Source organism: Brevibacillus sp. YAE8 (assembly GCF_057543335.1).
This window is the reverse complement of the sequence record NZ_BAAIYG010000025.1, coordinates 62,856-73,928: the sequence shown is the minus strand read 5'-3', so window position 1 is coordinate 73,928 and position 11,073 is coordinate 62,856. Positions and strand designations below refer to the sequence as shown.

At 54.1% G+C, this 11,073-nt stretch carries 13 protein-coding genes, 1 pseudogene and 1 riboswitch; of the genes and pseudogenes, 5 read left to right on the top strand and 9 right to left on the bottom strand.

Annotation, left to right across the window (positions count from 1 at the left end):
- On the top strand, nt 1-268 hold a 268-nt coding region (locus AC27IT_RS21955), incomplete at its 5' end, for a S1C family serine protease (protein ID WP_487092097.1).
- A gap of 47 nt (nt 269-315) precedes the next feature.
- Here AC27IT_RS21955 and AC27IT_RS21950 read toward each other — a convergent pair.
- Nucleotides 316-462, bottom strand: coding sequence for a hypothetical protein (locus tag AC27IT_RS21950; RefSeq protein ID WP_283858024.1), 147 nt, complete (start codon nt 460-462; stop codon nt 316-318).
- Nucleotides 463-524: 62 nt separating this feature from the next.
- Nucleotides 525-806, bottom strand: a complete 282-nt coding sequence (locus AC27IT_RS21945; protein ID WP_005828113.1) for a DUF2325 domain-containing protein — start codon at nt 804-806, stop codon at nt 525-527.
- Between the two features lie 321 nt (nt 807-1,127).
- Here AC27IT_RS21945 and AC27IT_RS21940 point away from each other — a divergent pair, with 321 nt between their 5' ends.
- From AC27IT_RS21940 to AC27IT_RS21930, 3 genes and pseudogenes are all read left to right on the top strand, one after another.
- A complete protein-coding gene (locus AC27IT_RS21940) occupies nt 1,128-1,745 on the top strand; it encodes an IMEF encapsulin system ferritin-like cargo protein (RefSeq protein ID WP_007783174.1) in 618 nt (205 codons plus the stop codon).
- A 36-nt stretch (nt 1,746-1,781) separates the two neighbouring features.
- Nucleotides 1,782-2,630: a family 1 encapsulin nanocompartment shell protein gene (locus tag AC27IT_RS21935; RefSeq protein WP_007783173.1), complete on the top strand. Its 849-nt coding sequence runs from the start codon at nt 1,782-1,784 to the stop codon at nt 2,628-2,630.
- A gap of 266 nt (nt 2,631-2,896) precedes the next feature.
- Nucleotides 2,897-3,715 (top strand): annotated as a pseudogene (locus AC27IT_RS21930) (alpha/beta fold hydrolase).
- A gap of 189 nt (nt 3,716-3,904) precedes the next feature.
- Here the strand turns inward: AC27IT_RS21930 and AC27IT_RS21925 are convergent.
- From AC27IT_RS21925 to AC27IT_RS21910, 4 genes are all read right to left on the bottom strand, one after another.
- Entirely contained in the window at nt 3,905-5,110 is a 1,206-nt protein-coding gene (locus tag AC27IT_RS21925) for an aminotransferase-like domain-containing protein (protein WP_431809830.1), read from the bottom strand.
- A 144-nt stretch (nt 5,111-5,254) separates the two neighbouring features.
- Entirely contained in the window at nt 5,255-5,623 is a 369-nt protein-coding gene (locus AC27IT_RS21920) for a hypothetical protein (RefSeq protein WP_431809829.1), read from the bottom strand.
- Between the two features lie 14 nt (nt 5,624-5,637).
- A complete protein-coding gene (locus AC27IT_RS21915; RefSeq protein WP_487092096.1) occupies nt 5,638-6,156 on the bottom strand; it encodes an ABC transporter ATP-binding protein in 519 nt (172 codons plus the stop codon).
- Nucleotides 6,153-6,371, bottom strand: a complete 219-nt coding sequence (locus tag AC27IT_RS21910; RefSeq protein ID WP_007783161.1) for a hypothetical protein — start codon at nt 6,369-6,371, stop codon at nt 6,153-6,155. Before AC27IT_RS21910 ends, AC27IT_RS21915 begins: the two co-directional genes overlap by 4 nt.
- Before the next feature lie 155 nt (nt 6,372-6,526).
- Here AC27IT_RS21910 and AC27IT_RS21905 point away from each other — a divergent pair, with 155 nt between their 5' ends.
- Nucleotides 6,527-7,441 carry a LysR family transcriptional regulator gene (locus tag AC27IT_RS21905; RefSeq protein WP_487092095.1) on the top strand — a complete coding sequence of 305 codons (915 nt, stop codon included), beginning with the start codon at nt 6,527-6,529 and terminating at the stop codon, nt 7,439-7,441.
- 38 nt (nt 7,442-7,479) lie between these two features.
- Here AC27IT_RS21905 and AC27IT_RS21900 read toward each other — a convergent pair whose 3' ends face one another.
- The 3 genes from AC27IT_RS21900 to AC27IT_RS21890 form a co-directional block, all read right to left on the bottom strand.
- Nucleotides 7,480-7,950 (bottom strand): hypothetical protein, encoded by a 471-nt coding sequence (locus AC27IT_RS21900; protein ID WP_005828520.1) that lies wholly within the window; start codon nt 7,948-7,950, stop codon nt 7,480-7,482.
- A 343-nt stretch (nt 7,951-8,293) separates the two neighbouring features.
- Nucleotides 8,294-9,475, bottom strand: coding sequence for an aminotransferase class I/II-fold pyridoxal phosphate-dependent enzyme (locus AC27IT_RS21895; protein ID WP_487092094.1), 1,182 nt, complete (start codon nt 9,473-9,475; stop codon nt 8,294-8,296).
- Between the two features lie 88 nt (nt 9,476-9,563).
- Nucleotides 9,564-9,678, bottom strand: a riboswitch (SAM riboswitch).
- A 96-nt stretch (nt 9,679-9,774) separates the two neighbouring features.
- The gene (locus AC27IT_RS21890) at nt 9,775-11,070 is read right to left on the bottom strand and encodes an MFS transporter (protein ID WP_026557876.1); all 1,296 of its coding nucleotides are present in this window, start codon (nt 11,068-11,070) and stop codon (nt 9,775-9,777) included.
- Nucleotides 11,071-11,073 lie beyond the last annotated feature (3 nt).

Here is an 11,073-nt window from a genome sequence, read left to right as displayed (position 1 = left end):
CGGTTCTCCACTTGGATTGGAAAACTCTGTAACTGCCGGAATCATCAGCGCCAAAAACCGCCGCCTTCAGGTTGCCAAGCGAATGTACGAAGAAATTTTCCAGACCGATGCCGCCATCAACCCCGGCAACAGTGGTGGGCCACTCATCAACCTGAACGGCGAGGTTGTGGGGCTCAATGCCTTTATCATTCAATCCAGCCAATGTTTGGGCTTTGCCATCGGCATTGACGCCCTGAAAGCGCAACTGGAGCAGTACGTCTTTAAATAAAGAAGCAACTGCCCAGCAAAAAAGTATGGGAAAAGAAAAAACCCCGTCTAGGATGACGGGGATTGTTTTTCAAATGCGATCAAATATACGTTTTGACCTTCGGAATTGATTTGTTCCTCTGCCTCTTTCAATTGTTGCAACTGCACGGCCGTCAGTTGCGCAATAGACAGTTCGTTCAAACGGTTTTGTTCCATACGCCATTCCTCCGTTGGTATCAGACTCACGAAGTAGTCTGTCCACCTGAACGGGTATGTATTTACGCGGTCAGATCGAAAGCTTTGGCAATCGCGGAACACGAACGCTTGCAGAATACGATCGGCAGCTCGCGGTCCTTCGCCTGGTTTTTCACTGTCTTCGCCAGGTTGTGGTTCACGAAGTCAGTCAGCACCAGAATCATGTGGATGCCTGCAGGGATTTTCACGCCTGTTTGGGAGCTTTTGCGACCTGTCACGTGATGGATGTCCTTGAATCCTTGCCCGTGCAACAAGTCGACGATATTACCGAGGCGATCTCCGCCGATAACTAAAATGGATGACATAACTGTTTTCCTCCTTAAATTGAGTGAGTGTAAAATGTATGTTCTGTTTCTCTGTTTTTCTAATTGATAATGAATATCACTCTTATTGATAAATATTATCATTCCCATTTAGCTTTGACAATACTCTCCATGATAACTTTTTTGTAAAAATATAAAACTACTGTTAACAGCTCCTTGCTGCTCCACAGGTCTCACTCGCCATTGCCCGTAAAAAACGCCAGATATGAACAGAAAACGCCGAATATCTACATATGTATTGCCCGGTTCATTTTTCCAACTGTATAATGAACAAATAGATCGTGAATGAGGAGGTGGCGGAGGGTGCAAGAAATTACACAACTGCACGCCATTTTTGATCGAACCAGAGGGTACATCAATCGTTTTATGGGAATCATCCAGCCGATTATCGACGCTGCCCAGGACGAGCATACACGCTTGTACTACCATCACATTTTGGAAGAAGAAGAACAGCGCATGGGACGACTCCAGGAACTGGTTCCTTACCTGGAAAAAGTGTCCGAAAAAGAAACGCTTGCCGAGCTGAGCGACCGCGAGCTTTCGCAAATGCTGTCGGATGTGAACCTGGAGCGTTTTGGCCTGCATAACTTCCGCGAGCACCTGGAGCTTTCCCTGTACGAGTTTCAAGATGACGAAACTCGCCAGACTCTGGACGGCATGCGCGAAAAAACCCACGCCGACTACTTGCAGGTGAAAGAAATCATGGCCGCGTTGAGCGAGCGTTTTTCGGACGGGTCCCATCCCGATCTGACTGACCACGACGAGGGACACGACATCCATCAGGTGGATCACCTGAAAGCTTCGGCTTCCGCTGCTCACGGTGTTGCTTCCGTCATCAAGCATTCCGCTCCTGCCCATGCCGTTTCCGGCAACATTTCCGGCAAAAAGGGGCTTACAGTAGGAAGTCTGAAAGGACTGTAAGGAAACAACCATCTTATATGACCTGGAGGTTACGCTATGGACAAGCTTCGCAAATACCCTGACTCTCCTTTGACGAAAGATGAATGGAGCCAGTTGGATGCCACTGTAATCGACATGGCGCGCCGTCAACTCGTGGGACGTCGTTTCATTGATATTTACGGTCCGCTCGGGGAAGGCATCCAGACGATTACGAACGACGTGTACGACGAGTCCCGCTTTGGCGGTCTCTCCCTGCGCGGCGAATCGCTGGAAATGACACAGCCTAGCCGCCGTGTGAGCATGACGATTCCGATTTTGTACAAAGACTTCATGCTCTACTGGCGCGACGTGGCGCAAGCGCGCACACTCGGCATGCCGCTCGACATGAGTGCTGCTGCAAACGCGGCTGCCGGCTGCGCCCTGATGGAAGACGACCTGATTTTCAACGGAGCGGCTGAATTCGATCTGCCGGGCCTGATGAATGTAAAAGGCCGCCTCACTCACCTGAAAAGCGACTGGATGGAGTCCGGCAACGCGTTCGCGGATATCGTGGAAGCGCGCAACAAGCTCTTGAAAATGGGCCACAGCGGCCCTTATGCCCTCGTTGTGTCTCCAGAGCTGTACTCCTTGCTGCACCGTGTGCACAAAGGCACCAACGTGCTGGAGATCGAGCATGTGCGCAACCTCGTCACAGACGGCGTGTACCAATCGCCAACCATCAAAGGCCGCTCCGGCGTGCTGGTGGCAACGGGCCGTCACAACCTGGACCTGGCGATTGCGGAAGACTTCGACTCCGCTTTCCTCGGAGACGAGCAAATGAACAGCCTGTTCCGCGTTTACGAGTGCGTCGTGCTGCGCATCAAGCGCCCTAGCGCGATTTGCACGCTGGAAGAAACCGAAGAATAAAAAACGGCCTGGCTAGAGTCGGCTTGTGGCTCAGTCAGACAGCCGCCTGTGAAGTTCATCGCTCACAGTGCCATTTCATCTGCAAAAAACGTGTCCATTTGACTTTACCGTCGATGGGCACTTTTTTTGTGGGGGAGCTTGGACAGTCTTTTCAGGAAAAATATTGCAAATCTTCCTCTTGCTTTTTCCAGAAATGAGATTATAATAAGAACAAATGTTCCCTTTCAAAATACTTCGACTTGAACTTATTCGGAAGAGGTGTTTTTATGAGTCATTCGCTTCACGATGTCCAGTTTTATCAGGAACAACTCGGTTCCGGCTTTCCGATTGTGATGCTTCACGGCTTTTCCCTCAACCACCGCATTATGCAAGGCTGCATGGAGCCTGTTTTCGCGGAGCGCGAAGGCTTCCGCCGCCTGTATATTGACTTGCCAGGCATGGGAAAGACGCAAAATTACGACAGCGTGCAAAACACGGATGACATGCTGAAGGCCGTCCTGCACTAGATAGATCGGGAGTTGTCCGGCAAGCCCTTTCTTCTTGCAGGAGAGTCTTACAGAGGTTTTTTGGCCAGGGGCGTGATCGAAAAGCGCAGAGAACAAGTAAAAGGCGCTCTTTTCATCTGCCCGAGCGTCATTCCGCAAATGAAATTGCGCACCTTGCCGGAAAAAGCGCTTCTCGTGGAAGACAAACTGCTGTGGGACAAGCTGACCGAGACGGAGCGCACCGAGTTTGCGTCCATGGCCGTCGTGGCGACGAATGAAACATGGGAGCGTTACAAAACAGAGATTATGAGCGGATACCACATCGCGAACTTCCCTTTTTTGGAAAGACTGAAAACGTCGTACGGCTTCTCCTTCCCGCTCGACACGCAGCCTTTTTCCCATCCGAGCCTGTTTGTCGTGGGCAAGCAAGACCATATCGTCGGTTACCAGGACGCTTGGAGCTTGCTGCCTCACTATCCGCGCAGCTCCTTTGCCGTTCTCGACTGCGCGGGACACAACCTGCAAATCGAGCAGCCAGCGCTGTTTACCGAGCTGGTGCACGAGTGGCTGGATCGGGTGGAGAGGGAGCTGGCTGTCTAGCCGTTCCCGGAAGCTTTGGCTTCGCCATGGCGTTGCGTTTGGCGAAGCCGGGGGCTGCGGGGCTGGCCCTTTCATTTGCGGAACATCAGAAACAAAAAAAGACAACCAGCCAGTTTTTTTGGCATGATTGTCTTTTTGGGCAGAGCTTTCTTGTCGTTCGCGAAACGGTTTCGCGGGCGAAAGACGCTGCTACTGTGTCACCAGGCTTTGACTGTATGCTGTAAATGCTTTGCCAAGTCTGGAAATTGCCAGTTGAGTGTCTTCCCGGTTGAGCAGCGTGTAGTTCAGGCGCATCGTATTGTGTTGCGGCTCATCTGCGTAAAACGGCTTGCCCGGGACGAATGCCACGCCTTCTTGCACAGAGCGGGCCAGCAGTTTTTCCGCGTCCACATGCTCGGGCAAATTCACCCAGAGGAACATGCCTCCCCTTGGCTTCTCCCAGCGGACGCCTTCCCAGTTTTGGGCGAGCAGCAGCTCGTTCATCCACTCCATCCGCTCCTTGTAGGAAGCGCGGATTTTTTCGATGTGGCCTTCCAGATCGAATTGGGAGAGCAGTTCATGGAGCGCGATCTGGTCGATCGTGCTGGATTGCAAGTCGACGGCTTGCTTCGCCTTGACCATCATCTGGATGACGCGCTTGTCGCCGATAGCCCAGCCGGTCCGCAGACCAGGCGCGACGATTTTGGAAAACGTGCTCGTGTACACGACACAGGAATCTGTCGGGTGCTCATCGAGCGAGAAAATGGAACGGTACGGAGCTTCTCCGTCAAACTGGATTTCGCCGTACGGATCGTCCTCCAGAATGAGAATGTCGTTCGCTTTGCACTGGGCGAGCAAGCCTTGGCGACGTTCCAGGCTCCATACTTTCCCGGTCGGATTCGCAAAAGTCGGAATGACATAGACCATTTTCGGGCGATACTGGGCGATTTTTTGCGCGAGATCGTCCAGATCCATCCCTTCTGCGTCCCCTTGCACCGGAATGGTGCGAATCCCCCGAAATTGGAACAATTGGACCGCAGCCAGATACGTTGGATTTTCTACCAGCACGACGTCGCCTTCGTCCAAATAGACTCGACACAGTAAGTCGACGGCCTGCTGGGAGCCGGTGGTCAGCAACATATTGTCCTGGCCTACGTTCATATGTTTTTGCTTCATCCGTGAGGCAACCCACTCGCGAAGCGGAATGTATCCGTCAGTCAAACCGTACTGCAAAGATTTGGCCCCCAAATCGAATGCCCGATTGAAAGCTTCACGCATAGCTGCGATAGGAAAAGAATCCTCGGCTGGCAGTCCACCTGCGAGCGAGAGCACTTGATTGCCTTGGGTCAGCTTCAAGATTTCCCGGACAGCCGAGGAGGATAATGCGTCAACTGATTTTGAAAATGAGTACTCCATGTTCCGTTCCCCCTTGATTTTGCTTATTCTTGTTTTATCACTGACGCCAGGCAAAGTCCAATCCCCGCTAGCTATGAGCAGATAGGTTTTGACTATGTCGAGCGATTGTTCGATCGAAGCTGCTGCTTGCATCAGCGCTGCTCCCTAGTTTTCGCAACCTTCATTTTTACCCCATGCCGCCATGCGAAAATCCGTGTACGTCCCTTTTTCTTTGGTCGAGCAAGAATAGCTCTTGCGACAGGTCAAATCCACCAGCGTCAAACGAAGTCCGTGCTTCGCTCCGGTATCAATGCCGATTCGGTCTGGCCGTATCCAGATTTCCCCCGGTGCGGCTCCCATCCGATGTGTGGGCGTGTGCCCGAATACAACCACTCGCTCGAACTGCGCCTGACTGTGCCAAAACTCTTCTCTGATCGCGAGCAGATCGTAAGGCTGCTGGGAAGCGAGCGCAATTCCCGGGCGGATACCCGCGTGTACGAACAAGTACGGCCCGTGCTGGATGTAGTGCGGCAATCCGGCGGCAAACTTCAGCCATGATTTTTCGCCAGCCGTTTGCTCTTTCTTTTCATGCTGATCGAGCAGCCATTGCTCCAGATTTCCGCGCAGCGCTGCTGCTGCTGACCGCCTGAAAGCTGCGGCGGCAAGCGTTGCTCCAGCCCTTCCAGGCGCAACAGCTTGACCAGTTCGGCGATTTTGGCCTGAATCAAATCTGCTTTCATTTTTTTGCGCTGGAGTCCGTACGCGATATTGGCGTAGACGCTCATGTGCGGCCACAGGGCGTAATCCTGAAACACCATGTTGAGATTGCGCTTTTCCGGGGGGACCAGCCGCGAGGGCGACGCCACCTGTTCCCCTCTCAGCAGCACCTCTCCGACATCTGGCCGGGTCAGTCCGGCGATTACTTGCAAGAGCGTAGATTTCCCGCAGCCGGATGGTCCCAGGACGCTGATGATTTCTCCGCTGCGCACGGCCAGGTTGATTCCGCGCAAAGCGGCATAGCTGCCAAACGATTTTTGTACGCCTCGCACTTCCAAAATCGGCTTCAAGCTTGTTCTCTCCCTGCTTTCCATTTTTTCGGCTGAAACAACAGCTCGACGATGACGATGAGCAGCACAACGAAACCGCCGCCCACCAAGGTCGAAGCCGCTGCGTAAGTCGCCGTCGATGGGGAAGTGCCTTGTCCGCATCCCGCAAAAAGCAAGGTAGTGGAGACGAGCAGCGATGCTACTGTCCATTTTTGTTGCCGATTTTTCCTGGTCATTCCGATTTCCCTCCCATTTCATTTCCTACCGACAACTGTACGCGATTTGTGTGAGGGGAAAGTAAACCGGATGCTAAGCTTGTGTTAAATAGAGTCTATGTTTATTGATAGATCCATAGAGAATATCTATACTGAGGGCGGAAGGGAGCGATCCGATGAATATTCAGCAATTGCGTGTGTTCGCTGTAGCCGCCCAGTGCAAGTCGTTGACGGAAGCTGCCGAGGCGCTGGGGATCAAGCAGCCAACCGTCAGCTTTCACCTTAAAAAGCTGGAAACCGCCCTCGGTGTGGAGCTGTTCTACAAGCAGCCGCGGCATTTTCGGCTGACCGAAGCGGGGAATGCTTTGTTGCCGTATGCCAGAAGAGTGTCCACCTTGCTGACAGAAGCCGGGCAGATCATGGAGGAGTTTCGTCACGGCGGCAGAGGCACGCTGAAAATCGGGGCGAGCTACACGTCTGCCACCTACTTTCTCCCCCCTTATCTCGCCGCATTCCAGGCGGAGTACCCGCATGTCCTGCCGATTTTGACCGTAAAAAAAGCGCGGCCGCTCATGGAGCTGCTGCGCGACTTCGAAATTGATCTGGCTATTGTTTCGCTGTCCATGCAGCCCCAGGAAGGCTTGCACGTCATTCCGCTGCTGGCGGACGAGCTGCGTCTGGTTCTCTCTCCGCAAAATCCGCTGGCGCAAAAAAAGACAATCGAACTGGCCGATTTGCAATCCGAGCCGTTCCTCATCCACGAAGCCGGCTCCACCTCCCGCGAGCTGGCCGAACGCTGGGCCCAGGAAAACCAGTTGCGCTGGCAAGTGCGCATGGAGCTTGGGGCGATCGAGACGATCAAGGAAGCGACGAAGCACAATATGGGCGTCAGCATCCTCCCCTATCGCAGCGTCGTGCGCGAAGGCGAAACGGGCGAGCTGGTCATTCGCGAGCTGCCTGGCTACGTCAACCGCAGACATATTTGCCTCGTCTATCGTCAGGATGACCTCTTGCCTTATCCGGTGACCAGCTTCATCCGTTTTTTGCAGCACCGCCGCCTACCAGACGCAAAAAGCCCCTCTCCGCTGTAAAAGGGAAAGGGGCGAATATGTAATTCGATGGGAACACTCTACGCGATGCGGACAACCCGCTTTTTTTCCACTTGCGGCAGGAAGGACAAATCCACATAAGAACGCGCTTCCTCCAGCCCGATGTCTTCTGCCAAAAGCAGCGCTTCTTCCTGGAAGGTAGGCGTACAGCTTCCTTCGTTCAGTTCACAGAGACGCTTCAGGCGTTTCAGGCGCTCTGCGCACTTTTCAGCCCGCATGCATTCATTGGCAAGCTCACATACATTGACGTGGCGCGCGTCTGCGATCATGCTGATGTCGTCCACATGCACAATCAGCCGCTTGCCTTCTTCTGTCACGAAGCCGATCGAGCAAAAATGCGCACCTGACATTTCCAAACGAGTGAGAACCACATTGGTGAAAACCTCTCCTGTGCGCAGTCGAACTTGAGCTGCTTCAATGGCTCCACCGATCTTCCGCTCGTTGGCGATCACCGTGTACATGTCAGTGTAACCGTTAATCTGATAGCGCATAGTACCCTCCCGCTCCTGATGAGATCAATTATCATTAACATCGTATAATGAAAATCATTATCTGTCAACGATGAGAATGATTTTTATTACTACTGCACGTCTTATGGTGCGGGAGGGGGGTTCGACTGGTAATGGATTGACAAGCAGGTGATAAAGCGTGGGCAGTGGACGGCGCGGGCAAGGGGGCAACGCAGACAAGCGCAGGTCAACATGGGGAAACATGGATGATCCTGAGATACGCGAGCAACCGACCAACGCACCCCCGGCAGTCTCACGCAACGCAGCCCCCAAAAACAAAACCACACTCCCCACCCCCAGGAAGTGTGGTCACCCGCTCTCCTACTTACTTCGTTTTCGCAAAAAGCCCCAACTGTTCGATCCGCTGAACCGCTTCGGCCAGGCGTTGTTCGTCCGACAGCAGGGCGGCGCGAACGTAGCCTTCGCCGCTTGGGCCGAAGCCGACGCCTGGTGCGACGACTACATGTGCTTTTTCCAGCAGCAAATCCGAGAACTCCACCGAAGTAAAGCCAGCCGGGACGGGGAGCCAGGCGAAAAACGAGCCTTGCGATGGCGGGGCCTGCCAGCCGATGCGGTGCAGATTGGAGAACAGCGCATTGCGGCGGCCTTCGTAGACGGCTACCAGATCGCGGACGCACTGCTGCGAGTCTGTCATCGCTTTGGCTGCGGCCATTTGGACCGCTCCAAACAGGCTGACGAAGTAATGGTCCTGAATCAGATTGATGAGCCTTACCAGCTCGCGGTTGCCGACCATCGCGCCTACGCGCCAGCCGGCCATATTGTACGTTTTGGACAACGTGTAAAACTCCACGCCCACCTCTTTTGCCCCCGGCACCTGCATGAAGCTGACAGGCTTTTTGCCGTCGTAGCTGATCGCGCCGTACGCGAAGTCGTGGCAGACGACGATCTCGTACTTGCGCGCAAACTGGACGGTTTCCTCGTAAAATTCAAACGGGGCGTTCACCGCTGTCGGGTTATTCGGATAGTTCAAAAACATCAGCTTGGCGCGGTCCAAATCGGCTTGCGGGATTTTGCTGTAGTCAGGCAAAAACTGATTTTCGGCCGTCAGCGGCATCATCGACATCCGGCCGTTTACGACCGCTACGCCGGACCAGTAATCCGGGTAGCCAGGGTCCGGTACGAGTGCCACATCGCCTGCGTTCATCAGCACCTGGCAAATTTCCACGAGGCCGGTTTTGCTTCCGAACAGGATCGCCACCTCTTCCTCCGGGTCGAGGTCCACGTCAAATTGTTGCTTGTACCAGTGCGCGACTGCCTGCTTCAGCTCCAGTCGGCCGGAAAACGGCGGGTATTTGTGATGCAGCGGATTTTCTGCCTGTGCCTTCAGCTCTTCCACAATGTGCGGCGGCGTAGGCAGGTCCGGGTTTCCTTGGCCCAGATTAATGACGTCATGCCCACAAGCGATGACTTTGTTTACTTTTGCCACCAATGTCGCAAAAAACTGGGTCGGGAGCCGATCAATCATGTCGGAAGGTTGGATGCGCATCTGTCTTCAGTTCCTTTCTTTTTAGGCCAATGTACAGCAAAAACCCCCTCTTTCCGTACAGAAAAAGGGGGAGATCAGCTTGGTCACGTCCTTATCTGTCAGGAATTATCCTGCTGGAATTGGCACAGCATCTGCAACGCGCAAGCGCGCAGATCCGCTGCCGGGCTTCATAGGGCCAGTCCCTCCGCCTCTCTTCATAAGTAAATCACACGGAATATACTGTTTTTAATCTTCTTCATACTACATTGCGGGCTCCGAACGTGTCAAGACGCTTCGCGAGGCCCGCGAATTTTTCCTGGCTACATCTTTTCTACGGTCGCGGCTGGCACTTTTCGGGTGCGGCCTTGAAACGAGCTGTGCAGGGCGAAAAACGCGACAGACATTAGCGCCAGCCCCGCCATGATGTACAAAAGTCCTTGTGCCTGAAAATGCTGGAAAATGACCGCTCCGAGCAATGGGCCGAGCATGCGTCCCGCAGAGCCTGTGCCGGAGATCAGCCCTTGGATGAAGCCTTCTCGCCCCTGTGGCGTAAACTCTGCTGCCACGGCAGGCACGGCCGGCCAGACGAGCATTTCTCCAAGCGTCATGATGAACATCCCGGCGACAAAGCCGGCGTAGGAGGTCGTCTGCGACAAAATCAGCATCGACAGCACGAACACGTAGGAGCCGAGCAGCATCTGCGCTCGCAGCGTGCGGGCGAAGCGGCCAATGACCCAGGCGATCAGCGGCTGGCCGAACAAAATCAGGCCGCCGTTGATCGTCCAGAGCAAGCTGTACTGACGCAAGGAAATGCCCAACGATTGCATGTAGGTCGACAACACCGTCGTCCACTGGACGTAGACAATCCAACTGATTAACAGCCCGCTGCACAAGAGCAGTAGGGCGCCCCACGCCACTTTTTTCGTCGGCAGTTGCTGTAGCGGCGAAAGCGCCTCAACTGGCTTCGGCTTGGCAGCGCTTTGGACAGCAGCGGCGGGAGTGCCTGCGGTATTGGCTTGCTCCGCCCGATGGCCCCGCTCTGCGACTGCCTTGAGCTGCCGAGGCAAAATGAGCACGAACATGACGAGCACGATGACTTGCGAGATCGCGTTGCCAAAAAACGTCCAGGCAAACGAAATGCTCGCCAGCAAGCCGCCGAGGGCAGAGCCAGCCGCCACCCCGGCGTTGAGCGCGACGTAGATCATGTTGATCCCTTTGCGCCCGCCTTCCGGCCACAGCACGACAGCGAGTGCATTCATCACCGGAGAGAGCGTGCCGTAAAACAGCCCGTTCAGCAACAGCAAGATCGTGTACAGCGTAAAGTCATGCGTGACGCCAAGCCCGACGGAAATCAGAATGACGCCGATCGAGGCAAAAACGATCGTGCGCATTTTCCCCCAACGGTCGAACAGCATGCCACCTGCGATGCTGCCGATCAAAAAAGCCCCCTGGTTCAATAACAGCAAAAAGCCCGCTACGGTCAGCGGCTTCCCTAAATAATCGTGGATATAGATGGTGACAAGCGGCCAAATACAAGCCATTCCGGTAGAAAAAATGATCGCAGCAATCGCCAGAAGACGAATGCTGCTCGGATAGGATTGCCATTTCTGTTTCATGGT